Raw genomic sequence first — 24746 nt, 5'->3', positions numbered from 1 at the left:
CCTACAGCGGCTTACGCGCCACTATAATATAATTCAGCGTAAACACATCATCGAAATAACGCTTATCCAGCCAGATGAAGAAACGGTTATAGGGCACGATGAGCTTTAAACGGAGGAACAGCAGCTTAATAATGCGGGACCTTAAGGTGCGGTATTTGCGGGTAGAGAGTAATACATTTAACCATAGCTGGCTGATAGCCGCCCATTTACCCCCATTGGATTTGATCTTTATAACCTCAAACCCGTATTTTTCAAAAAGGAATTTAAGGCCATGTTTGGAGAACCGGAAAAAGTCGTACGGCTCTTCATGCAGCTCCCAGTTAAAAGGAGCCGTGAAAATAGCATGTCCGCCTGGTTTTAATACCCGGAAAGATTCCTTTACCATTCCATGATGGTCGGCCACATGCTCTATTACCTGGGTTGAAAAAACGGTATCAAAAGCCTGGTCCCCATAACATAATTCATTAGCCGGGCACAGGTTATCTACTACATTTAAGCTGCTTTGCACAATATCACAGCCTATGTAGCTGCTTACACTGTTTTTGAACAGCTCTTCATAGGGTTTGTTGCCGCAGCCTATATCCAGCAGCTGCCCGCTGGCGTATTGAGTGGCCGCTTCCGCAATATCATGGCGTATAAAATGAAGCACCAGGTGGTACGGATTGGTAACGGATGATATGCTGGTGCTGGAGAGCCGCTCTATGCCTGCTTCCCGGGAAGTATCAGTCTGCATTTTTCTTCAGATATTTACGTTTGAACATATACCACTTCCAGTTCAGGAATCCCCAGGTGCTGCGCGTTAGGTTTATATGGCGGGTTTTCTTATCCAGTAATGCGGGATGTATACGGGTCAGGTACTGCGGGTTCGTGATCTCCGCTGTTTGCTGCAGCGCAGGGTAGCGGCTTAAAGCCTCCTTTTTTACATACAGCAGGGTGTTTTGCTGGTACCAGTATTCAACGCCTTCCTTTTTCCATAATAAGGGGCGCATAATATCAACCGGCACATAGCCCTGTTCTACAAAAAGCTGCGCCCAGTATTCAGGATATTGCTCGTTAATATGATAAGTACCTTCCTGCCCCGGTATGGCTGCAGAGAACAGCACCACATCGCTGAGAGAAGTAAGCGTGCCTACAAACTGCCGCGCGCAGCTATCCGGTAAATGCTCTCCCACTTCCATGGAAATAGCCAGGTCGTACCGCCGCCCTAAGGATAGCGGCTGCTTCAGGTCTTTGAATAAAACCTTATCTGCCGGCACTTTCAGCGTTTCCGGCTTTACATAGGGGCCTTCCACACCCTGGTAATCCTGTATGTGCAGCTCCTCGCTCACTACTTTCAGCCATACGCCGCTGCCGCAGCCCACATCTATTATGCTTTGCGGATGAATAAAACCGTTTACGATCGGTAATACACGCTGTGCTGAGGAATAGGAGTTCTTTTCCAGCAGATCAAAAAAACGGTCATCATATTTTTGTGCCTCAATCATAGAGAAATCCTTTATACATTTTGTTATCCCTCAGTAATCGGTTATAGTAAGCAGGAAAGAATTTCTGCAAAAAGAACCGTTTTGCATATCTCCAGGGCTTTTTCTTAATGCGGTATAATAACAGCTGCTGGCCAAATGCAAAATCCAGCTGCTCCGGGTATTTTTTAATGAAATATTCCTCAATAGCATTTTGCTTGGCAATGTTGGCATTCAGTGTTCTGATCATAGACTGCTGGTTCACACGATAGTCAAACAGCACTTCCTCCACATAATGAAAACGGTACCCCTTAAAAGCTATCCGCAGCCACAGGTCCCAATCCTCGCAGCCCATTATCTTCATATTATCATAATAGCCCACTTCTTCCACAACAGACCGGCGTACTACGGCACAGGCATCAATAAAATTTCCTAACATTAAGCGCTGCAGGTTAAAAGGCCCCGGTTTCCAAATGCCCTTTCTGTCCCCAAAATATTGCGCATCTCCATACACCACCGCCACATCAGGATGCTGATCTAAAATGTTAATGCCGTGAGTAAGGTAAGCGGGATAAATGCAGTTGTCGGCATCCAGCGGTAAAAGGTAACGGCCTTTGGAAGCGCGTATGCCCGTGTTACGGGCAGCGCCCAGGCCCTGGTTTTCCTGGAATATCACATGGTACCCCTGGTTGCTGAGCTCCCGCAGGTAGGTATTGGTAGCAGCGTCTGTAGATCCATCATTGACAATGATCAGCTCATACAGGTCAGCATCACAGGCAACCAGGCTTTTAAGCGCGTCTTGTAAAAAATGCCCCTGGTTATAGCAGGGTATAATAATCGATACTATTGGATTGCCCATGTTTGCTAGCACGGTTTTATACAGCAGTCCCGCTGTTCTGCCACAGTTCCGGATTTCAAAAGTAAAAGTTAAAAGCAGACTATACAAATTTCCGGCCAGTTAGCCCTACTCCACCCTGCCTCCGCCTGTATAATACTTTGTCCAATACGTTTCATTCAGGTCGCTGATCATTACACCCGCGCTGGTAGAAGCATGTACAAAACGGTCATGATCCAGGTACACGCCTACATGCGATACCCGCTTCTTTTGCCCGATGCTGAAGAACACCAGGTCACCCTCCTGCAGCTCACTGCGGGAGCGCAGCTTTTTTGTTTGCTCATACATTTGCTGGGAAGTGCCGGTAAAGCTTTCGCGGAAAACAACAGATAGCAGCGTGCTTACAAAAGCAGAACAATCCACCCCGTCCTTGTCCTTACCACCCAGGCGATATGGCGTGCCCCACCAGTCTTCAATAAAACCGTACAGGCGGTAATTATTCACCGTTTCCACCGCTACATCCAGCAGCTGGGCATATTTGAACTGCCAGGCCTGCGCATTTTCAATATAGGTGCTGCCCGCAGTGAAAGCGCTGCTGTTTAAGCTAGCATACCCGCCGCCTTTAGCGTAAGTGGAGCTGCCGCCCCGGTTCATGCTAATGCCATCCAGGAACTGCACATTTTGCTTATTGGCCGTGGTAGCGGATTTACCGCCGGCCGGTTTTCGTAAAGAGGAACAGGAACTTAATACCCCTACACCCATGAACAACATTACCCAAAAAGTTCCTTTGCTAAAACCCATAAGCCTTTATTAAAAATTTTCGCCAAGTTAATGATAAAATCCTAATATGTTAATACCTATGCCATACTGCCGGCAGGCAGCATACATTCTCAACTCCGCTAAACGCAGGTTTGTGGAAAAACATTTCATGCCGTGACAATTTTTTATAGGAATTTTACACCCAGGAGTAACAAACCAGGACAGACCAGATTAGCACATGCAATTCTCTCACTTACACGTACATACGCAATATTCCCTGTTGGATGGGGCCGCAGATATTAAATCACTGTATAAGAAAGCAATGGCCGGCAATATGCCCGCCCTGGCCATTACAGACCATGGTAACATGTTTGGCGTATTCCAGTTTGTGGCAGAGGCATATAACAATAAGCTGAACCCGGCAGACCCAAAGGATAAACGCCTGAAAGTAAAGCCCATTGTAGGCTGCGAGTTTTACGTAGTAGACCATCGCCACAAACGCGCCTTTACCCGGGAAGAAAAAGATATCCGCTACCACCAGGTGCTGCTGGCCAAAAATGAGCAGGGCTACCGCAACCTCATTAAACTATGCTCTTTAGGTTATATTGAAGGGCTGTACGGTAAATATCCCCGTATTGATAAAGAGCTGATCCTGCAGTACCACGAAGGGCTGATAGCCACCACCTGCTGCCTGGGCGCCTCCGTACCTAAAACCATCCTCAAAAAAGGGGAAGAAGCCGGCGAAGAGGAATTTAAATGGTGGCTGAATATTTTCGGAGAGGATTTCTACGTGGAAATGCAGCGCCACGGCATCCCGGAGCAGGAGAAAGTGAACGAGGTGCTGCTGCGCTACGCCAAAAAGCACAACGTAAAGATCATTGCCTCCAACGATTCCCATTACGTAGACCAGGAAGATGCCAATGCGCACGACATCCTGCTGTGTATAAACACTGGCGAAAAGAAAGCCACTCCTACCATGAAGGAGTTTTCTGATGATGATGTATCTGTAAAGAACAAACGCTTCGCATTCTATAACGATCAGTTCTATTTCAAGACCACGGAAGAGATGAGTAAGCTCTTTCATGATCTGCCACAGGCCATTGACAATACCAATGAAATAGTAGATAAGGTAGAGCTGCTGGACCTGAAAAAAGATATCCTGCTGCCCAACTTTCCCATACCCAAGGAGTTTTTTACGCAGGATCAGTACCTGCGCCACATTACCATGGAAGGCGCCCGCCAGCGTTACCAGGAGTGGACGCCGGAAATTGAGGAACGCATCAACTTTGAGCTGCAGGTAATTGAGAACATGGGTTTTGCCGGTTACTTCCTCATTGTATCCGACTTTATTAAAGCCGGCCGCGACCTCGGAGTGTTCATAGGCCCGGGCCGCGGTTCTGCCGCCGGTTCCGCAGTAGCCTATTGCATTGGCATTACCAATATAGATCCCATTAAGTATAACCTCCTGTTCGAACGTTTCCTGAACCCGGAACGTAAGAGCATGCCCGATATTGATACGGACTTTGACGATGAAGGCCGGCAAAAGGTAATTGACTACGTAGTACAGAAATACGGCCGTAACCAGGTAGCGCAGATCATTACCTACGGTACCATGGCCGCTAAAATGAGTATCAAGGACGTAGCCCGCGTAATGGACCTGCCACTGCCGGAAAGTAACGCCCTGGCCAAGCTGGTGCCGGAAAAACCGGGTATTCAGCTGGACCGTATCTTCAATGCTCCCATTGACGGCAGTGAAAAAAGCCTGTCAGAAAAAGAAGGCCTGGGCGGCGAAGAGCTGGAAAATGTGAAAAAGCTGCGGGAGCTGATCAAAGGCGATGACCTGGCCGGCGAAGTGCTGCGCGAAGCCTGCGTGCTGGAAGGTTCTGTACGTAACACGGGTATCCATGCCGCCGGTATTATCATTGCCCCCAGGGACCTGTCAGAGCTGATACCCGTATCCACCGCCAAGGATTCTGACCTGCTGGTAACCCAATTTGAAGGCAGCATTATTGAAAGCGCCGGCGTAATTAAAATGGACTTCCTGGGGCTGAAAACCCTTACCATTATTAAGGGTGCGCTGGAAATGATCAAACAGAACCATGGAGTTGAAATAGATATTGATAGCATTCCGCTGGACGATCAAAAAACCTATGAGCTGTACCAAAAGGGTGAAACCAACGGTACATTCCAGTTTGAGTCGCCCGGCATGCAAAAATACCTCCGCGAGCTGAAGCCCGATAGGTTTGATGACCTGATAGCCATGAACGCCCTGTACCGCCCGGGGCCGCTGGAGTACATTCCTACCTTTATACGCCGTAAGCACGGCCTGGAGCCCGTGCAGTACGATCTGGCGGATATGGAGGAATATCTGAACGATACCTACGGTATTACCGTGTACCAGGAACAGGTGATGCTGCTGAGCCAGAAGCTGGCCGGCTTCTCCAAAGGAGATGCGGACATACTGCGTAAGGCCATGGGTAAAAAGCAAAAGGCTGTGCTGGATAAAATGAAATCCCAGTTCATGGCCGGCTGTGCGGAAAGGGGCCACGATCCCAAGATGTGCGATAAGGTATGGACGGACTGGGAAGCATTTGCCTCTTACGCATTCAACAAATCCCACTCCACCTGTTACGCCTTTGTGGCTTACCAGACCGCTTACCTGAAAGCTCACTACCCTGCGGAATATATGTCGGCGGTGCTGAACAACGCCAGCAACATTGAAAAGATCACCTTCTTTATGGAAGAGTGTAAACGTATGGGCCTGGATGTATTGCCGCCGGATGTGAACGAATCCTTCAAAGGTTTTGCAGTAAATAAAAAAGGGCAGGTACGCTTTGGCCTGGCCGGCTTAAAAGGCGTAGGTGAAAATGCTATTGAGAACCTGCTGGAAGAACGCAGGCAGAACGGCCCCTACACCAGCGTATTTGATATGATCAAGCGGGTGAACCAGCGGGCGGTGAACAAAAAATCACTGGAAGCCCTGGCCATGTCAGGCGCCCTGGACTGCTTCCCGGCCCTGCACCGTGCGCAGTATTTCCATAAGCTGGAAAATGAAACCATGACCGGCCTGGATAAGATCATAAAATTCGGTAACCAGGTATCTGCCGGCTCATCATCCGCAGGCAGCCTGTTTGGCGATGAGGATATGCCGGATGTGGAACCACCTAAGATCCCACCCTGCGATCCCTGGCCGCTGATCCTGAAGCTGAATAATGAGCGGGATGTAACAGGCATTTACATATCCGGCCATCCGCTGGATGATTACCGCTTTGAAAGCAAATACTACCACATGAATGCCGTATCGGAGCTGGTGGAGTACCAGTCGGAGCTTACCATGCCCGGCGGCGGTGGTAAAGGCAAGGAACGCAATTTCCGCCTGGCAGTATATGTAACCAATGCGCAGGAAAGGATCTCCCGTAATAACCGCCAGTTTGGTATTATGACCATTGAGGATTATAGCGGTAAGTTTGAATTTGCCTTGTGGAGCGAGGATTTTATCCGGTTTGCGCCTTACCTCAAAAGCGGCCTGTGCTTATTCATAAACGGGGGCTTTAAAGCAAAACGCTTTAATGATGCAGAGTACGAGTTTAAGGTAACCAGCATGCAGCTGCTGCAGGAAGTAAAGAAAACGCATACTAAACAGGTATACCTTACCACCATGCCCAAGTTCATAACGCGGGAAGTAGTGGATTTCCTGTGCGATAATGCCGCTAAATACCCCGGTAACAGCGAGTTATACCTGCAGCTGATAGACCGGGATAATGAGTGGGCCGTAAAGCTGCACACCTTTAACCGGCATATTGAGATGAATGACGAGTTGGCGCAGTTTTTGGCCAAACAACCTGACATTGAGATCTATATAGAAACGCCCGGTAGATAGTTACTAATGTTACAACCATTAGGTTATCACCTGGTTAAGTAAACAGGCAGCTGATAAGCAATACCGGCATAGATACAATCAATAAGTAGGGTGTCAAAAATGCAGTAACTTGCGCCTTGGATTGAAAATTGAAGTAGTAGAATACTGTAAAGATGAGGCAATGGAACACGGGAAAGGGTATCATTCAAACACTGAACATTAGACTTCTTGCTTCAATCCTTTAATTTGAAATCATATAACTTTAAATATATCAAATATGGCTTTAGAATTCACTGATTCAAACTTTCAGACAGAAGTACTGACCTCCGATAAATTAAGTGTAGTTGATTTTTGGGCTGAATGGTGTGGTCCTTGTCGCGCTATAGGTCCGGTTATTGAAGATCTGTCTAAAGATTACGCCGGTAAGGTAAATGTAGGTAAGGTAAATGTGGACCACAATCCGCAGTTATCTATCAACTACGGTATTACCAGCATACCTGCCATCCTGTTCATTAAAGACGGTCAGGTAGTAGACAAGCAGGTAGGCGCGGCTCCCCGCTCAGTACTGGAAAAGAAAATACAGTCACACCTGTAATAGTTTATTCTATATAAACGCATAAGAAAGCGCTCCGGTTATCCGGGGCGCTTTTGTTTTTTACGGGTGCCGCCCCTTCAGAGCGTAGCACACATCCTTTGGGGAAACGGATCAATTTTTGCGGCCTTCTCCCCTGTAAAACAATCTCCCCATGCAACTCACCCAACATTTCCCCGAACAGGAATTAAAAGACCTGCTGGAACATACCTGCCAGGCCATTCCCAGAGATCAGCTGCACCTTCCCGGCCCGGATGCTGTAGAGCGGCTGTTCCTGCCCAGCAACCGCCCCCCGCAGGTATTACGTAACCTGGCAGCCCTGTACGGCCATGGGCGCCTGGCCGGCACCGGCTATGCCTCCATACTCCCGGTTGACCAGGATATTGAACACAGCGCAGGCAGCGCCTTTGCCCCCAATCCCATTTACTTTGACCCGGAAAACATTCTGAAGCTGGCGGTAGAAGGCGGCTGCAATGCTGTAGCCACCACCTTTGGACACCTGGCTTTATTTTCCCGCACCTATGCGCATAAAATACCCTTTATTGTAAAGCTCAATCATAACGAGCTGCTCTCCTACCCCAATAAATACGACCAGGTATTGTTTGGCACCGTAAAAGATGCCTGGAACCTGGGCGCAGCTGCCGTAGGCGCTACCATTTACTTTGGCAGCCAGGAATCTACCCGGCAGATCGTGGAAATAGCGCAGGCCTTTGAAGAAGCGCACAGCCTGGGGCTGCCGACCATTTTATGGTGCTACCTGCGTAATAAGGCCTTTGTAAAAGATGGTAAGGACTATCATACCGCCGCCGACCTCACGGGCCAGGCCATCCACATTGGCGCCACCATACAGGCGGATCTGGTAAAGCAAAAGCTCCCGGATCTGAACGGCGGTTTTACCGCTTTGCAGTTTGGCAAATCGCACCCGGCTATGTACGATAAGCTTACTACCAGCCATCCCATTGACCTGTGCCGCTACCAGGTGCTGAACGGGTATGCAGGCCGTATTGGCCTCATTAATTCCGGTGGGGAATCCAAAGGGGAAAAGGATCTTACGGAAGCCCTGCGCGCTGCCATCATCAACAAACGCGCCGGCGGCACAGGGCTTATCTTAGGCCGCAAAGCATTTCAGTGCCCGTTCAAAGAAGGGGTTGAGCTGCTGAATGCTGTGCAGGATGTGTATTTGAATAAGGAGGTTACGGTTGCGTGAAAAATTATCGTATAAGCGTAAACGTGCCCTTCTGCATCAGCACATTTTTCTCACTCCCGTAATACGCATACTGCACCATATACACATAAGCGCCCATTGGCTGCAGAACGTCCCTGTAGCGGCCATCCCAGCCGGTTTTCATATCAAAGGTATCATACAGCAGCTGCCCCCAGCGGTTATAGATCTGCAGGTGGTAGCTGCTCGCACCTTTTACTTTAGGGCGGAACACATCGTTCTTACCATCCCCGTTCGGGGTAAAGGCATTAGGCACATACACGGAAAGGTTGTAAGACAATAATATATTCACGGTATCTGCCGGTACACAGTTCTTACCGGTTACCGTACTCACAATATACCTGGTGGGATGCATGGGCTGTGCAACCGGCGCAGCGCAGTTGGTGCAGCTCAGTCCTTCAGCGGGCGTCCATATGTAATCCGGTGCATTCACCGCCACCAGCTGTATGGATTCACCGATATTAATGGTAATATCCTTGTTCAGGATAGTTACCGGCGGCAGGTCCAGGTTATTGATCCGTATAGTAGTATCAGCGGTACAGCCACGGGCATCTGTAACCTGCAGCGTATAATCCCCTTCACCCAGGTTATTCATTAAAGTGCTGTTAACCGGCGCGCTGTTCCAATACACGTCATAAGGCGGAGTACCGCCGTTCAGGCGTATATCGGCGCTACCATTCTGCCGCCTGCACAGCTCATCTTCTTTTGTTACCTGCAGGGCTACCGCAACAGGATCAATAAGCGTTACCAGGAAGCTATCTATACAAACCCCGTTATTGGTATACACCGTATAAGCGCCGCCACCCAGGTTGTTAAAGGTATTACCCGTTTGGTAAGGTGCTCCATTAATGGCGTATTCAAACGGCGGCACTCCCTGCTGCACCTGCACACTGATCATACCATCTGCCACGCCCGCACAGCTGGGCATCATCATGCTGCCGGTAGTATTTAAAATACGGTTAGGGTCTACACTTACGGTTACCGGCTGCGATACTTCACAGCCCAGCTGATCCTGCACCCGTACCGTATAATTGCCGGCCTGCAGGTTATCAAAAGTATTGCTGCTTACAGGGCCGCTTGCATCCAGGTAATAGCTGTACGGCTGCGTACCCCCGGTAGGCGTTAGTACAATGCTGCCGGTAGGCCGGTTACAGTCAATAGCTGTTACTACCGGGTTTAATTGCATTACCTTGCTCATATTCACCACTATATCATCCTGCGTGGTACAGCCGCCGTTATTCACGGTTACACTATAGGTGCCGGATTGGTTAACGGTAATTTTTTGCGTGCCTGCGCCGGTGCTCCACTGGTAGCGCAAACCTGCGCCTGCACCGGCATCCAGCTCTACATCCGTACCATCGCACACGGTTTGGTCAGTACCCAGGTTCACTACCGGCGGCGCCATTACCACAATGGTTTTACAGAACACGCTTGGGGAAGGCAGCAGCTCATCCGCAAGCAGGTTAATGGTATAAGTGCCCGGTGTATTATAGCTGATCGCCGGGGGCTGTTGTAATGTGGATGATGGAATGCTGGCATTATTACAACCGCTGAACACCAGCCTTGAAATGGTATTGTTATCTACATTGGTAACAAAGGCATACAGGCCGTTGCCTTCACGGAACAAGGTGGAAATACTATGCGGAAAGCTCATGCCTCCACTGCTGCCTAATGATACGCCGGATACTGCACCGGTAATACTTCCCTGGAAATCTATCCTCAGCAGGTCACTGGTCACTTCATTTACAGCCAGGGCATAGGTTCTGCCACAATCATGCAGTACACACAGGTCGCGCGGTTGGTTCAGCACCCCGTCCGGGTTACCCAGGTTCACCGCAGCAGGTGTATTCAGTAACGATGCGCCAAAATCCAGGCGGGTAAGCGAATTATTATTGCGGTTAGTGATCAGCACATACCAGTTGCCGCTTTCCTGCAGGGTAAAAATACCGGTGGGAAAATCCAGGTTGCCCAGGTTACCCAGGTTAGTGCCTGCCGGCGGGTTCTGGAAGCTGGTACCAAAATCAAAACGGGTAATAGTATTGTTATAGGCATTCACGGTAAGCCCATACCAGTGGCTGCCTTCCTGGAAAGTGTACAGGTCTGCAGGGTAGTTCAGGTTGCCGATATTGCCCCAGTCAGTGGCTGTAGGCGAAGGGTTAGCCAGCGAAGTGCCAAGGTCCACTTTCACAATCTTCGCATTGCTATTTATTCCACCCAGAATAATAATATGCCAGCCATCTGCATCCTGCACAATCTGCACCCCTTCTGTATTAATAGGGATGATATTACCAAAGTTGCCCAGGTTGGTAGGGGTAGGCGTGTTTAACAGGCTGGTGCCAAAATCAAGTCTGATAAGATTATTGAGCCCATTGTTGGTTACAAAGCCGTAATAGTTATTGCCTTCTTTGGCAGTTGCAATAAATACCGGCCTGTCAAGGTTACCACCCATGCCACCCAGGTTGGTGATCTGCGGCGCATTATACAGGCTGCCGGAGCAAAAGTTCCAGTAATAGGTGCTGGCGTTAGTGGAGGTATTGGTAATATTCACCGGCGCATTTACACACACGGTATCCGGCGCTGTAAAGCTGGCAGCAGCGGGCGTTATAGGCCGGGGCAGCACTTCAATGGTTTTACAGAAGGCGCCCTGTGTGGCTAAGCCCTCATCTGTAATGAGGTTAATTGTATAGGTACCCGGGGCGTTGTAAGAATAGGATAGCGGCTGTTGCAGCGTGGACGACGGCACACTGGCATTGGTACAGCTGGCGAACACTATGCGCGATAGACTGTTTGCATAGGCATCTAGCACAAACGCATACAGATTATTATTTTCCCGGAAAGCGCTGGAAATGGAGTGCAGGAACTGGAAGCCGTTCACACCCGTACCGGTAGCTGTTGGTGTACCGGTAATACCGGTATTAAAATCTATACGCACCACTTCTGCACGCCCGGCATCCATCACCAGCCCAAATGCTTTTCCGCAATCATGTATAACGGAAATATCCCGGGGGGCCTGCAGAAAGTTTAACCCGCCTATGTTTACGCCGGTAGGCGTATTACTAAAAGAGGCGCCAAAATCCAGGCGGCTAAGGCTACCGGTTTGATTGGTTACAAAAATATAGCGGTTACCGTTATCCTGTATGGCGCATACCCCGGTTGGCTGCGACAGGTTACCTACATTACCCAGGTTTACACCCACAGGCGCAGCGGTAAAGGAAGTACCAAAATCAAAACGGGTGATAGTGTGATCGCCCGCATTCACCGTAAAGCCGTACCAGGTGCTGCCTTCCTGTATCATAAACAGGTCATGCGGTACATTCATGGCGCCTATATTTCCAAAATTAATACCAGTGGGGCTGGCGTTGGATAAGGAAGGGCCAAAATCTATGCGGGCAATGGTAGAGTTGGCAGGATCGCCCCCCACTATAACCACATGCCAGCCGCTGGCGTCCTGCGCTATCTGCACCCCTTCTGTAAAGGTGGGCACCGTACCGCCTACAGTACCTAAATTTTGTATAGTGGGCGTATTCAGTAAGCTGCTACCAAACATATATTTCAGCAGGGTACCGTTATGGTTAGCTACAAACGCATAATAATCAGTTCCGTCTTTGGCCGTAGCTAAAAATACCGGGGTAGATAGCTGCCCGCCCGGGTTACCAAAATTGGTTACCTGTGGCGCATTGTACAAACTGCCGGAGCAAAAGTTCCAGAAATAAGTAGTGGCACCGGTGGTGGTATTGGTGATGTTAACAGGGTCGTTTACATAAACCGTATTAGGGGCTGTAAAAGAGGTTTGGGCCTGTACATACGTATGGGTTAATAGGCAGCACAATACAGTGCTGACCAAGGCAAGGGATATTCGCATTTCTAATTAAATGACTACGTGTACTCTATAGCTTACAAAAGTAACGTTTTCAGTCATACAGCGCAAATATCACATATATTATATGCATTATGCCTTCTCCACCAAGGCCAGGTAACGCCTCTGTTGCTCGTCCAGCGTAAATTTAGGATCAGCGCTTATACCGGCGCGTTTATCCTTCAGCAGGTCCGGGTTGGCGGCAATAGCCTTCAGCATACCAGCCAGGTCCGGCACCTGGTAGAACAGCGCATGCTGCGCCAGATCACCCCAGCTGCTAAAGGATTGCTCCATTAACAGGGGTATGCCGTATCCGAAAGAGAGGTTATAGGCGCCGGAAATACGTGTAGTTAAATACTCCCCGAACTTATGCACACCCGGGTGCAGCAGCGGCAGTATAAGGTCTGTTTGCTGCATCCAGGCATCAAATACTGTCTGCGGTACCAGCTCCGGCCCAAAGGTAACCAGCTGCTTCCGCTGCTGTGGCGGCAAGGCGGCCAGCTGCGCTGCAATGTCCGGGTCGCGCTCCGGATAAAAGCCGCCCAGGAAAATGATCTTCATATTGGCCGGCAGCCCGTTCTGCTTAACCTGTTCCAGCAGGCCGGTATAGTTCCGGCGGCTGCTTTCAATACTGCCCGGTACACTTACCCAGCATTCCCCGGGCTGTTTGGATACAGGCGTGCCCGTATGAGGAAAAAATACCGGGTAAAAGCTGCCTACTGTAGTGCCTTTTCTCGCATGTATATGGGGCAGCAGCGCATCATTCAGCACAAAGAACTTTTTCACTTTCAAACCCACTATCTGCCGCATGGTAAAGCTGTTATTGAGCTTGCGGGCATTATGCACCACCCCGGTAATATTAATACGGGTAAATAATAAGCGCAGCACCAGATCGCGCACCAGGGATATTTCCGTGGTATTGATCACCAGTTGGCTGATATTATGCTCCTTTAAATATTTTTTAACCTGGGGCACTACCTGTCCGCGGGCATGGGTAGTATCATGCAGCTGGTGCCCGCTAATGCCTTCCATTTTCTCCAGTTCCGGCCACAGGTGCCGGTTACAGATCACATGCACTTCATAGGCCGGCTGCAGGAAAAGCACCTGCGCATACAGGCATTCTACATGCGATCCGCCCAGTTCCAGTAATACGATCTTCTTTTTTCCCGTTTGATGGTGCATATGGTTCCCCTGAAATAGTTAGTCCCGCAAAGGTGAAGAAAATATGTAAAAAAACGTCCATACCTACACTTTTATGTAAAAACTTTATTCCCGGCAATAACTTAATTGCTGAAACACGTATTTTCCCTTTTATTTGCTGCTTATTTGCTTAACTCTATCTAAATATGTCTTTTCACTGGTATAATCTGATGCGCGGCGGCATAGGCATGCTTTTCCTGGTTGTTGTGTGTTTTCTGCTTAGTAATAACAAACGGGCTATTGACTGGAAGCTGGTAGGCATGGGCATTTTTGCCCAGGTAATGTTTGCCATGGGCGTGCTCAACACCCGTATTGGCGATCAGCCGGTGTTCTGGCTGGCCTTCGGGATCATTGTGATCTATATGATCGTGAACCGCATCAGGAAGATGAAAGAGCCGGTGGAAGCTGAAAATGCGGTAGATGATCATGGAAACCCTGTGGTGGTGAACAGCAAACGCCTGGAGGCCGATGCTGCCAGCATTGCGCTGTCCCTGGCCTGCCTGGTAGTGTTCTTTTTCGGCATTATCCGCTGCACGCAATTTAAGCTCCCTAATTTATCCATCACCCTCAGCATTGGTATTTTGTGGGCGCTCATCTGGCTGCTGTACAAAAAGAACAAGATAGAGCTGATCAAATGGACCATTCTGGCCGTTTGCCTGCTGCTTACCATATCCGTGTATACTAAATTATGTGCGCCGGATATCTTTAAGATCATCCTGGAAAAAGTATCCGGCTCTTTCGTGGACCTCATTAACCTGAGCCACAAAGGCACGGAGTTCATTTTCGGTAACCTGGCCGATCCCAATGGCAGCTGGGCCTACGTATTTGCCGTACAGGTGCTGCCTAACATTATTTTCTTTGCCGCATTATCCTCCATCCTGTATTACCTGGGCGTTTTACAGAAGATCGTATATGTGTTCGCGTACCTGCTTAATAAGCTGAAAATTTCCGGGGCGGAAAGCTTATCCACCGCCGCTAATATCTTCCTGGGGCAAACAGAAGCCCCGCTGATGATACGCCCTTACCTGGAAGCTATGAACCGCTCAGAGATACTCTGTATCATGATCGGGGGTATGGCCAACACCGCCGGCAGTGTGCTGGCAGCCTATGTAGGCATGTTAGGCGGTACGGATATTGATCAGCAGCACTACTTTGCCCTGCACATGCTTAGCCAGTCTATCATGAGCGCACCGGCCGCCATTGTGGTATCCAAAATATTATTCCCGCAAACGCATGATGATGAAATATCCAAAGAGTTAAAGATCCCCAAGGAAAAACTGGGAGATAACTTTCTGGATGCCCTTTCACTGGGTACTACCGATGGCCTGAAGCTGGCCGTGAACGTGGGCGCCATGCTGCTGGTATTTACTGCCATGATGTATGTAGCCAATGCCCTTATGGGATGGGTAGGTAATATTACCAGCCTGAATACGCAGGTAGCCGCCGCCACCCATGGCCGTTACCAGGAGCTGTCCCTGCAAATGATACTGGGTTATGTGTTTGCGCCGGTGGCATGGTTAATTGGCGTGGCGCAGCAGGACATGGTTTCCATTGGGCAGCTGCTGGGCGAAAAAACCATTCTGAACGAGTTTGTAGCCTATATATCATTGGGCAACATGAAGGCAGCCAATGCCATTCATGACCCCAAATCCTTGCTCATAGCCACTTATGCGCTATGTGGCTTTGCAAACTTTGCATCTATAGGCATCCAGATCGGCGGCATTAGCCAGCTGGCGCCTAACCAGCGCAGGAACCTTACGGAGCTGGGTGTGAAATCACTCATAGGCGGTACCATTGCCTGCCTGATGTGCGGTTGTATTGCGGGTGCATTAATTTAATCTCGGACAACTGTCGTTTCATCGATTCTTGCAGTAAGGTTCACATTTAAGATTGTATATTGCTGTAAAGCAAATCACCAAAAATAGCAACAATTGCGCACGCCGGCCCTCCTACTCCTATGCTTATTAGTGTATCTGTTACCGTTGCAGGCACAACGTACCTGCGCTACGGAAGATGCTATCCGTAATAAGATCCAGCAATATCCTTACCTACAGCAGCAGCACGATGCTATGGAACAGCGCCTGATTAAGGCAGTGAGCCTGAAAAAACAACAGGCCATCCTGCTCAAAGGCACGGCAGAACCGGTGGTGAACATCCCCGTAGTAGTGCATGTAGTGCTCTCTAACCCCGCCCTGGTTACCGATGCGCAGATCGCTACACAAATACAGGTCTTAAACGAAGATTATACCGGCGCCAACGCGGATACCAGCGCAGTACCCGCTGCATGGAAAGCCATTATCGGTAATTCCGCCATCAATTTTTGTTTGGCGCAGCGCACGCCGGATGGGGACCCCTCCAACGGCATTGTGCGTGTAACCACTACCCATGGCCCGTTTGATGCAGGCTCCAACTCCGCCTACGAAGTAAAATACAGCGCCACCGGCGGCTCTGATGCCTGGGACGCAGACCGTTACCTGAACATCTGGGTATGTAATTTGGGCAATGGCTACCTGGGCGTAGCCACCCCGCCGGACAATACCTTCCCGGCTGCAGAACAGGGCGTGGTGGTCTTATACACCGCTTTTGGCACCACCGGCAGCGCTACCGGCGCCTTTGCCGGCGGCCGCACCGCCACACATGAAATAGGCCACTACTTTGGCTTACGCCATATCTGGGGAGATGATGATGGCGATGGCGTAGCCCGCTGCACCGATGATGATGGTATTGACGACACGCCCAAGCAGGCCAAACGCACCTACGGCTGCCCCGGTTTCCCGCAAACAGATATTTGCAGCAGCACCGCACCGGGCTTCATGTTCATGAACTATATGGACTATACGGACGATGCCTGCATGCACCTGTTCACCGCCGACCAGGCCACCCGTATGCGCTATGTGCTGGACAACGTCCGCACTTCCCTGCTTACCTCCGATGGCTGTACGCCGGTGAACCTGAAAGGCAATGATGCAGGGGTAACTACCATCAACTCACCCTTAGGACAAATATGCAGCACTGGTTTTACACCGGCAGTAATGCTGAAGAACAGGGGCTCCCAAACACTTACCAGCGTACAGATCACGTACCGGGTAGATGGCGGCGCCCCGCAAACCTTTAACTGGACCGGCAGCCTGCCCCTGTTACAACAGGTAAGGGTACAATTACCTGCCGGTACTGCCGGTACAGGCTCCCATATCATTACCGCCTATACCTCCCTGCCTAATGGCGTGGCAGATGAAGCGCCGGAAAATGACACCGCAGCCGCCAGCTTCCGGTATTTTACGCCGGCCAGCCTACCCTTGTCAGAAGGATTTGAAACCGCCACCTTCCCACCCGCCAACGGCTGGGACCTGTGGAACCCTGATAATGGTTTTACCTGGGAACTTACCCGCGATGCGGCAAAGGCTGGCAGTCAATCCATTGTAATGCGTAACCTGGGTTATAACACCAATGGCGCCATAGATGACCTGTATACACCGGTGATCAATGCACAGGGTTTTGATTCCGTATTCCTGTTCTTTGACGTAGCCGCTGCCGTGCAAACCAGCCTGAATGCAGTAAATAATCCCTGGGATTCCCTGCAGGTGCTGGTAACTACGGATTGCGGGCAAACGTTGAATAGTGTATATAGCAAATGGGGGCCTAACCTGGTAACCCACACCACGCCTATCTCTACCGAGTTTATACCCACAGCAGCCGAGTGGCGCAGGGATTCGGTGAACCTTACCTCCTTTATCCCGGCCGGCCAGTTCCGGGTGGTATTCCGCAACATTTCCAATTTCGAGAATAATATTTACCTGGATAATATCAACATCGTCACTAAAGCCACCAATACCTTCCTGAAGGAACAGGGCTTTACCGTAACCCCCAATCCCTTTAATACACAGGTATTTGTAACGTTCCTGGAAGCGCCTGACGACCTGGATGCCATTGCTATTTACAATACCCAGGGGCAGCTGGTTACCCGGCAGCAGGGTACAGCCATCAATAGCAGCAACCGCTTCACCTTCGATTTGGTAAATGAGCCAAATGGTGTTTATTTTGTAAAATTAATTTACAGGAATAGGACCAAGACCGTTAAAATAATTAAAGCTAGATGACGATGAGAACGACAGAATATCCTGCTGTAAGTATGCTGCTGCAGCAACCCAACCTGGATACAGACCTGAAAAAGATAGGAGAAAAAGTGCTGGCCCAGCAGCGGATCACACCGGAAGAGGGCATTATCCTGTTTGAAAAAGGGGACGTAACATTTTTAGGCGCCCTGGCCAACCAGATGAGGGAACGCCTGCACGGGCACAAAACCTACTTTAACCGCAACTTTCATATAGAGCCTACCAACGTTTGCATTTTCACCTGCAAGTTCTGCGCATACTCCCGCTCCTACAAACACAAGGAAGAAGGCTGGGAGCTCAGCACAGAACAAATGCTGGACATAGTAAAAGGCTATGATGGCAAACCCGTAACAGAAGTACATATTGTAGGTGGGGTACATCCTAAAATGAATATGGATTTCTTCTGTGACCTGATGCGCAAAATAAAGGCCCACCGCCCGGATCTGCACATTAAAGGTTTTACCGCCGTGGAGCTGGATTATATGTTCCGCAAGGCAAAGGTAAGCGTAGAAGAAGGCATGCGTATTATGAACGAAGCCGGCCTGCAATCCATGCCAGGCGGCGGTGCAGAGATCTTTGCACCGGAGATCCGTTCACAGATCTGCCATGATAAGGTAGACGCAGAAGGCTGGCTAAACATTCACCGCACTGCACACAATTTAGGCATGCACACCAATGCCACTATGCTGTATGGCCACATAGAACAATACCACCACCGCATAGATCATATGGAACGCCTGCGCCAGCTGCAGGATGAGACCCATGGCTTCAACACCTTCATACCGCTGAAGTTCCGTAACAAGGATAATGAAATGTCGCATGTAAGGGAATCCGGTATTATTGAGGATCTGAAGATGTATGCCGTAGCGCGTTTGTATATGGATAACTTCCCCCACCTGAAAGCCTACTGGCCTATGCTGGGCAGAAGCACTTCACAGCTCACCTTATCTTTTGGGGTAAATGACCTGGACGGCACTATTGACGATACTACCAAGATATACTCTATGGCCGGTGCGGAAGAACAAAACCCTTCCCTGAACACCGCGCAGCTGGCCATGCTTATTAAACAGGCCGGCCGCCGCCCCGTAGAACGCGATACCGTGTACAACGAGATCAAAGACTACACGGATGAGGTATTTACAGAAGAAGAGCTGGCGAAGAATTAATTATTAATTACGAATTGTCAATTACGAATTAAGTACTCCGCATAGAGAAATCAACCGGAAAAGCAAATTATACAAAACGCTTAATGTTCAACGTGAAGGCATACATTCCTCGTTCAACATTAAGCGTTTTACATTTGGCCCAATTCGTAATTCGTAATTGAATAATTCGTAATTCACACCGGGTATTCCCACTCTCCCCTGTATTTCCTTTGCAACAGCTTATTCGCTTCTTCATCATTTTTAATCAGCTGCTGTTCCCCGTCCCACTCAATACTACGGCCTAATTTATAAGACAGCATACCCAGCAGGCTCATATTGGTAGAGCGTTGCCCAATGGCAATATCACATACCGGTGAATGGTTTTGCTGAACAGATTGCATAAAATCAGCCCAAAGCTCCGGGATGTTCTGATCATCAGGCTTATGCAGCACCGGCGCTTCGTGAATAATGGATTTGTTCTTGTCAGATGGGTAGAACGTCCAGCCATCCAGCCAGCCCATATGAAAAGTGCCCTCTGTGCCGTAAAAATAACAGCCTACATTGCTCTTTTCCGCTTCATTGCCGGCATACATGCGGTGCTCCCAGGTAGCGGTAAAGGATTCAAATTCAAAGATCACATTCTGCGTATCCGGTGCATCGGTATTATCTTTTTTAATGAACCGGTTGGCGGAGGAGAACACTTTGCGCGGATACTTTTCCTCTGTCCACCACAGGATCTGATCCATCCAGTGGATGCCCCAGTCGCCTAGCTGCCCGTTGGCATAATCCAGGTATTGCCGGAAACCTTTGGGGTGAATGGTAGGGTTGTAGGGATGTAAAGGGGCCGGTCCGCACCACATATCCCAGTTCAGGCCCTGCGGCACGCTTTCATCTGCCACTTTTTTACCTTCTTCCCCGCCGTAATGCACAAAAGCCCGTACCATGCCTATTTTCCCGGCTTTGCCGGATTTCAGAAAGTTAATACCGGAAATATTATGCGGCGATACCCGGCGGTGCGTGCCCACCTGTACCACCCGGTTATATTGGCGTGCCGCTTTAACCATAGCCTTCCCTTCGTTAATGGTATGGCAGATGGGCTTTTCCACGTACACATGCGCCCCCTGCTGCATGGCTGCAATGGCAATAAGCGGGTGCCAGTGGTCGGGCGTAGCCACGATCACAACTTCTGGTTTTTCTTTATGCAGCAGCTCACGGTAATCCCTATACGTTTTAGGTCTATCAGACGTAAGGGTATTAATAACTGTGAGCGCAGCATTGGCCTGCCGTTCATCCACATCGCAGATGGCTGTCAGCTTACAGCCGCCATGCTGCAGGGCGCTGCGTAAAATATTCATGCCCCACCAGCCGGAGCCAATGAGCGCCAGCTTATAGGGCGCTGTACGTTGTAAGGATGATAACAAGGGTAATGCGGAGTAAGCAACTCCTGCCTGTGCAGTGTTTTTGAGGAATGATCTGCGATGCATATGTGTGGAATTTTAGTAAGCAGAAGGCTTAAAGCATAAAGCTAAAAGCAGGGATCCAGGGCTTTCTGCTTTGCGCTTTTAGCTTTCAGCTTAAAAATAAAAAACTTTCCTAACTTCAGGGTCATGAGACCTGTAAAAATGCTGATAACTACTTCTAAATGGATCTTCAACGTGGCTTTTTGCCTGTACATTGCCGGATGTGGCAACCGTACCGCCAATAACACAGCCACCACTACTACCACCGATACATCCACGGTGGCTGCTCCCACAGATAATGGACCCCAGTTCAAAAAAGAGGGCGAGCTGTATTTTATTGGTAAGGCCAAGAACGATACCCTCCACAAGATAGATATGGAGGTAGCCGAAACAGACGATGAAAGAGCCCAGGGCCTGATGCGCCGCAGATCCATGACCGACGGGCAGGGTATGCTGTTCATTTTTACCGAAGCTGCCGAACAATCTTTTTGGATGAAGGATACCTACATTTCCCTGGATATTATTTATGTAGATGATAAAAAGGAGATCGTATCCATCCAGAAATACACGACTCCGCAGTCAGAAGAAAGCCTGCCTTCCTTCAAAAAGGCGCAGTACGTAGTAGAAGTAAATGCTGGTTTCTGCGATAAGTACCATATAGGCTTTGGAGATAAGATCGCATTCAGCAAAAACTAATTATGCTGAACGCTGAACGCCGAACGCATAATGCATTTGGCGGCAAGCCTGCACTAAACATAACATAATCGGCGTTCAGCGTTTTGCATTAAGCGTTCAGCGTAAAACTACTTCAGCTCCTCCGCCGTAAACCCTTTCTCCCGGCCCTTATACTGCTGCCGTACTTTCTGTATATCCTGCGCTGTTAACGGCTCCGCTTTATTACTCCAGGCATTACGGATAAAGCTGATCACTTCCGCAATATCACTATCAGAAAATTCATCGTTGCTGCCAATACCCGGCATTTCCCCGCTTACTTCCGGCGCTTTGTACACTTTGCCATTTACATTCACGGGACCACTCAGGCCAAACAATACAATCGCGGCTACCTTATGCTTATCACCCTTTACCCATTGCGATTCATTTAATGGTGGCGCCAGGGATTGAATACCGTTACCATCATCCCCATGGCAGGTTTGACAAACTGTTTTAAAGATCTTGGCCCCTCTGGGGTAGGCTTTCACTAAACCTTCATTCAGCTTGGCTTTACGCTTGTTATCAATATCCTTTAATACCTTTTGCAGGCGTTTGTGTATCAATAAGGTAGTATCTGCATTCCAGCTGCTCACCTGCTCCAGCAGCTGCTGTTCATGGCCGGCATTGTTCCCGATCAGCGCATCTGCTACATAACGGTCATTGGCATAAGCGTGTAAGAGCTGTGTTTGCAGCTGGCCTGCTGCCGCAGCATTCAGGCGTTGTATGTAAGGCAGCAGCATAGCCACAGAAGGCGCCTGTAATACGCTTTGCTGTAAAGGAGTGATCAGCTGTAATACCCGGTTCACCTGTTGTGGTGTAATAACAGCCGGCATCGCGGCCAGCGCCTGCACGCGCAGGTAAGGGTTCTTATTCTTTAATACTGCTGCTACATCTTCTACCTGCAGCTGGCCTAAACCTTCCAGGGTCCACATAGCATGCAGCAGGCCCCAGGGCTGTTTAATGGTATCCTGCTGTAAGCGGGCCCGCAGCTGCGGTACCAGCGTGGTATAGTGGTGGTCTATGATCATTTGCTGCGCACGGTCACGCACCCAGCCATTCGGATGGTCTAACAGTTCCAGTAGCTTCGCCGGATCATCTGGTAACGTTACCGGCTGTACGTTATTAGCCTTGGCGGGTATTACCCGGTAAATACGGCCGCAGTTCAGCGGTTGTGTAAGGTTGCGGCTCTTGATCTCGTTCTTCAGGTAAGGCGTAAGGTAAGTTTTGTGCTGTATAATACCGCGGTACATATCCAGTATATACATTGCCCCATCCGGACCTGTGTACAGGCTCACGGGCCTGAAACGCTCGTCTGTGCTGGCCAGGAACTCATGCCCGGCATAGGCCTGCTTACCGGTAACAATATATCCGCTATCCTGCAGCAGGTTACGTTTAATAAGGTTGGCAGAAGGTTCTGCTACAAAAGCATTGCCATCATAAGCCTCGCCAAACAATCCGCCGCGGTATACCAGGGGGCCGCAGGCAGCAGTAAAATTCACCAGTCGCAGGCTGTCATCCAGCACGCCCTTCATGTAGCCGCGGTTCACACCTGGTGTAGGACGTATGGGGTACACCCGGTTATCTGGTACAATATGTTCATCAAAACCAGCCACGGTACGCTGTGCAGTGTTATTGGCGCCCAGGCCCGGACTAAAATAATCCCCCAGTAAATTCTCAGAATTGTTGTTGTAAAACAAGCGGCCGTAGTTATCCTGCGTAATGCCCCACTGCCCGCGGAAGTGGGTGTGCTCTATCAGCCATTTATTTCCGGCCTTACGGTAACGCTTATCTGATTTTGCGTTGTAGATCCAGTTGTCCATGGCCCGTAAAAGCCCGTTGGGCTGGTGTTCTACGTTACCGCCTTCAGTATACTTATCATCCACCAGTATTTTTTTACCGGCATGGTCTCCATTGTTCTCAACATACCACAGCTTGGGCGGCTCTGCTATCAGTACGCCATTTTCTATCAGGCAAATAGCACGGGGCAGCACCAGTGAATCCATGAACTCTTTACGGCTATCCACTACCCCATCTTTATTAGTATCTTCCAGTATCACCACTTTACCATTACGCATATCTTCGCCGGTGCCTGAGGTGTCCGGCATGTATCCCATCATTTCCAGCACCCACATACGGCCCTTTTCGTCAAAGGTCATGGCCACAGGCACGGATACCTGTGGTTCTGCTGCTACCAGCTGCACTTTAAAGCCCTCTTCCACCTGGATATGTTCCAGGGAAGCTTTGGCGTCCAGTACAGGCGATTCCGCAAACTTTTCCCGCATGGCCAGGGAATCCGTTTGGTGCTTATCTTTTTTTTCTGAAGTGTTAGGCTGACAAGAAATAATACATATTGCCCCAGCGGCTAATAAGCTGTAAGAGAGTAACCAGTTTTTCATTCCGCGCTGCTATTTATTTACATCGATTGCAAAAAACTAAAATAAGGTACGTCGGAGGAATATGCAAATTTAGGGGTTGGGAAAATGATGGGAGGTAGAATGGCGGGATATAGGCAGGAGGATCTATGCTCCCTTTAATATTTCTTCAATCCTTGGGTCCGGGATATAACCGGTTACTTCAACCAGCTTTATTTTATTATAGTCCGGGTGATTGGCGTTGAGCACATAATTAAATTCCTGGGGTATGATGGCAGAAGGCACTTTCAATACAGGATACTTCGCCTCATCATACCAGCGGTTACCCAGGGGCTGGCATTTCGAGTAGTCCAGTACATCATTCCAGCCTGCTGCTAATTCTGCAGCGGTAATAGTTTGAATTTTAAGGGAAGATGGAATATCAATGACCATAATGCGGTAATCATCATTAAACCCCTCTCCCTGCCTTCTGACAAGGTTTTCCAGTACAGCCAGCGCCACAGAGCCGGCGGCATATATCACTGCTTTACCAGCCGCTGCCCAGCGGCCATTTGCTTTGGAAGGATTCAGATCTTTGGAGAACTCTTTATAAGCAATTCTAAATACTCTCATTACCCGGGTTAAATAACATCACCGTATGCCAGGCGTTTTAGCTCATCCATGATCAGCTCTACACCTCCGGTAGTTTTCAGGAAATCTTCCGGCTTTTGTGGTTTGCCGAAAAAAGGTTTTTCTAACCAGCGTTTAAAGGGTTCTAAGCCACCAAATATTTTTTCTCCCAACTCAAAAAGTGAAATGATCTTTAACAGATGCTCACCCTGATTAGGGTCTAGTGGCTCCTTATCGGCCAGTTTATTTTTTATGGTTTTGGTAGATATATTCATGGCTGCTGCCAATTCATTCCTGGAAATATTAGCCAGGTCAACAAACTTAATAAAGGTATCTGCATAAACGCCGCTAAGCGCAGCAGTAACTAACTGATAATTGTTTCTCAGGTCAATATCCTGGAAGGCTTGCTGGATCCTGGAAACATCAGTAGCCGGCAAAGCCCCTTCCCCACTTTCTTTTATGCTTGCAACAGGCGGCATTTTGGTATGCGTGGTGCTGCTTGCTTTCATTGCTTTTGCCATAACCTTTTAATTCCCTTCAAAGATAGGAATTTT

General features: G+C 49.2%; 17 protein-coding genes. 7 read left to right on the top strand and 10 right to left on the bottom strand.

The features are described 5' to 3' along the window. Position 1 precedes the first annotated feature (1 nt). From BMZ54_RS09350 to BMZ54_RS09335, 4 genes are all read right to left on the bottom strand, one after another. On the bottom strand, positions 2–733 hold the full coding sequence (locus tag BMZ54_RS09350) for a class I SAM-dependent methyltransferase (RefSeq protein ID WP_089909670.1): 732 nt from the start codon (positions 731–733) through the stop codon (positions 2–4). Then, positions 723–1484 carry a methyltransferase domain-containing protein gene (locus BMZ54_RS09345; protein WP_089909667.1) on the bottom strand — a complete coding sequence of 254 codons (762 nt, stop codon included), beginning with the start codon at positions 1482–1484 and terminating at the stop codon, positions 723–725. Before BMZ54_RS09345 ends, BMZ54_RS09350 begins: the two co-directional genes overlap by 11 nt. Then, on the bottom strand, positions 1477–2319 hold the full coding sequence (locus tag BMZ54_RS09340; protein WP_089909664.1) for a glycosyltransferase family 2 protein: 843 nt from the start codon (positions 2317–2319) through the stop codon (positions 1477–1479). The genes BMZ54_RS09345 and BMZ54_RS09340 overlap by 8 nt, the downstream gene beginning before the upstream one ends. 105 nt (positions 2320–2424) lie before the next feature. Continuing rightward, positions 2425–3096, bottom strand: a complete 672-nt coding sequence (locus BMZ54_RS09335; protein ID WP_089909661.1) for an NlpC/P60 family protein — start codon at positions 3094–3096, stop codon at positions 2425–2427. Positions 3097–3292: 196 nt separating this feature from the next. Here BMZ54_RS09335 and dnaE point away from each other — a divergent pair, with 196 nt between their 5' ends. The 3 genes from dnaE to BMZ54_RS09320 all read left to right on the top strand — a co-directional run bounded on the left by dnaE (position 3293) and on the right by BMZ54_RS09320 (position 8712). Further along, positions 3293–6934 carry a DNA polymerase III subunit alpha gene (gene dnaE, locus BMZ54_RS09330; protein WP_089909658.1) on the top strand — a complete coding sequence of 1214 codons (3642 nt, stop codon included), beginning with the start codon at positions 3293–3295 and terminating at the stop codon, positions 6932–6934. Between the two features lie 256 nt (positions 6935–7190). Next, positions 7191–7508 carry a thioredoxin gene (gene trxA, locus BMZ54_RS09325; RefSeq protein ID WP_089909655.1) on the top strand — a complete coding sequence of 106 codons (318 nt, stop codon included), beginning with the start codon at positions 7191–7193 and terminating at the stop codon, positions 7506–7508. A gap of 151 nt (positions 7509–7659) precedes the next feature. Further along, positions 7660–8712, top strand: a complete 1053-nt coding sequence (locus tag BMZ54_RS09320; protein WP_089909652.1) for a class I fructose-bisphosphate aldolase — start codon at positions 7660–7662, stop codon at positions 8710–8712. Between the two features lie 4 nt (positions 8713–8716). Here BMZ54_RS09320 and BMZ54_RS09315 read toward each other — a convergent pair whose 3' ends face one another. Further along, a complete protein-coding gene (locus BMZ54_RS09315; protein ID WP_089909648.1) occupies positions 8717–12589 on the bottom strand; it encodes a T9SS type B sorting domain-containing protein in 3873 nt (1290 codons plus the stop codon). 87 nt (positions 12590–12676) lie between these two features. Beyond that, a complete protein-coding gene (locus tag BMZ54_RS09310) occupies positions 12677–13765 on the bottom strand; it encodes a glycosyltransferase family protein (RefSeq protein WP_089909645.1) in 1089 nt (362 codons plus the stop codon). 164 nt (positions 13766–13929) lie between these two features. Here BMZ54_RS09310 and BMZ54_RS09305 point away from each other — a divergent pair, with 164 nt between their 5' ends. The 3 genes from BMZ54_RS09305 to mqnE all read left to right on the top strand — a co-directional run bounded on the left by BMZ54_RS09305 (position 13930) and on the right by mqnE (position 19061). Further along, positions 13930–15621: a nucleoside transporter C-terminal domain-containing protein gene (locus tag BMZ54_RS09305; protein ID WP_089909642.1), complete on the top strand. Its 1692-nt coding sequence runs from the start codon at positions 13930–13932 to the stop codon at positions 15619–15621. 144 nt (positions 15622–15765) lie between these two features. Further along, positions 15766–17880 (top strand): M43 family zinc metalloprotease, encoded by a 2115-nt coding sequence (locus BMZ54_RS09300; protein WP_089909639.1) that lies wholly within the window; start codon positions 15766–15768, stop codon positions 17878–17880. A gap of 2 nt (positions 17881–17882) precedes the next feature. Beyond that, positions 17883–19061 carry an aminofutalosine synthase MqnE gene (mqnE, locus tag BMZ54_RS09295; protein ID WP_238386536.1) on the top strand — a complete coding sequence of 393 codons (1179 nt, stop codon included), beginning with the start codon at positions 17883–17885 and terminating at the stop codon, positions 19059–19061. Between the two features lie 173 nt (positions 19062–19234). Here mqnE and BMZ54_RS09290 read toward each other — a convergent pair whose 3' ends face one another. Next, the gene (locus BMZ54_RS09290; protein ID WP_089909633.1) at positions 19235–20524 is read right to left on the bottom strand and encodes a Gfo/Idh/MocA family protein; all 1290 of its coding nucleotides are present in this window, start codon (positions 20522–20524) and stop codon (positions 19235–19237) included. Positions 20525–20647: 123 nt separating this feature from the next. Here BMZ54_RS09290 and BMZ54_RS09285 point away from each other — a divergent pair, with 123 nt between their 5' ends. After that, entirely contained in the window at positions 20648–21196 is a 549-nt protein-coding gene (locus BMZ54_RS09285) for a DUF192 domain-containing protein (protein WP_089909628.1), read from the top strand. 107 nt (positions 21197–21303) lie between these two features. Here BMZ54_RS09285 and BMZ54_RS09280 read toward each other — a convergent pair whose 3' ends face one another. The 3 genes from BMZ54_RS09280 to BMZ54_RS09270 all read right to left on the bottom strand — a co-directional run bounded on the left by BMZ54_RS09280 (position 21304) and on the right by BMZ54_RS09270 (position 24713). Then, positions 21304–23607 carry a DUF7133 domain-containing protein gene (locus BMZ54_RS09280; RefSeq protein WP_089909623.1) on the bottom strand — a complete coding sequence of 768 codons (2304 nt, stop codon included), beginning with the start codon at positions 23605–23607 and terminating at the stop codon, positions 21304–21306. Between the two features lie 123 nt (positions 23608–23730). Then, on the bottom strand, positions 23731–24195 hold the full coding sequence (locus tag BMZ54_RS09275) for an RES family NAD+ phosphorylase (protein WP_089909620.1): 465 nt from the start codon (positions 24193–24195) through the stop codon (positions 23731–23733). Positions 24196–24203: 8 nt separating this feature from the next. Beyond that, a complete protein-coding gene (locus BMZ54_RS09270) occupies positions 24204–24713 on the bottom strand; it encodes an antitoxin Xre-like helix-turn-helix domain-containing protein (RefSeq protein ID WP_089909617.1) in 510 nt (169 codons plus the stop codon). Positions 24714–24746: the final 33 nt, after the last annotated feature.

Source organism: Chitinophaga rupis (genome assembly GCF_900109685.1).
GTDB classification, from domain to species: domain Bacteria; phylum Bacteroidota; class Bacteroidia; order Chitinophagales; family Chitinophagaceae; genus Chitinophaga; species Chitinophaga rupis.
The sequence above is the reverse complement of the archived record's forward strand: the minus strand, read 5'-3'. Positions and strand labels throughout refer to the sequence as shown.

Coding starts and splice junctions, on each gene's coding strand:
- BMZ54_RS09350 (WP_089909670.1), bottom strand. CDS start 733: ATGCAGACTGATACTTCCCGGGAAGCAGGCATAGAGCGGCTCTCCAGC.
- BMZ54_RS09290 (WP_089909633.1), bottom strand. CDS start 20,524: ATGCATCGCAGATCATTCCTCAAAAACACTGCACAGGCAGGAGTTGCT.
- BMZ54_RS09320 (WP_089909652.1), top strand. CDS start 7,660: ATGCAACTCACCCAACATTTCCCCGAACAGGAATTAAAAGACCTGCTG.
- mqnE (WP_238386536.1), top strand. CDS start 17,883: ATGAGAACGACAGAATATCCTGCTGTAAGTATGCTGCTGCAGCAACCC.
- BMZ54_RS09335 (WP_089909661.1), bottom strand. CDS start 3,096: ATGGGTTTTAGCAAAGGAACTTTTTGGGTAATGTTGTTCATGGGTGTA.
- BMZ54_RS09310 (WP_089909645.1), bottom strand. CDS start 13,765: ATGCACCATCAAACGGGAAAAAAGAAGATCGTATTACTGGAACTGGGC.
- BMZ54_RS09285 (WP_089909628.1), top strand. CDS start 20,648: ATGAGACCTGTAAAAATGCTGATAACTACTTCTAAATGGATCTTCAAC.
- BMZ54_RS09270 (WP_089909617.1), bottom strand. CDS start 24,713: ATGGCAAAAGCAATGAAAGCAAGCAGCACCACGCATACCAAAATGCCG.
- BMZ54_RS09280 (WP_089909623.1), bottom strand. CDS start 23,607: ATGAAAAACTGGTTACTCTCTTACAGCTTATTAGCCGCTGGGGCAATA.
- BMZ54_RS09340 (WP_089909664.1), bottom strand. CDS start 2,319: ATGGGCAATCCAATAGTATCGATTATTATACCCTGCTATAACCAGGGG.
- dnaE (WP_089909658.1), top strand. CDS start 3,293: ATGCAATTCTCTCACTTACACGTACATACGCAATATTCCCTGTTGGAT.
- BMZ54_RS09315 (WP_089909648.1), bottom strand. CDS start 12,589: ATGCGAATATCCCTTGCCTTGGTCAGCACTGTATTGTGCTGCCTATTA.
- BMZ54_RS09345 (WP_089909667.1), bottom strand. CDS start 1,484: ATGATTGAGGCACAAAAATATGATGACCGTTTTTTTGATCTGCTGGAA.
- trxA (WP_089909655.1), top strand. CDS start 7,191: ATGGCTTTAGAATTCACTGATTCAAACTTTCAGACAGAAGTACTGACC.
- BMZ54_RS09275 (WP_089909620.1), bottom strand. CDS start 24,195: ATGAGAGTATTTAGAATTGCTTATAAAGAGTTCTCCAAAGATCTGAAT.
- BMZ54_RS09305 (WP_089909642.1), top strand. CDS start 13,930: ATGTCTTTTCACTGGTATAATCTGATGCGCGGCGGCATAGGCATGCTT.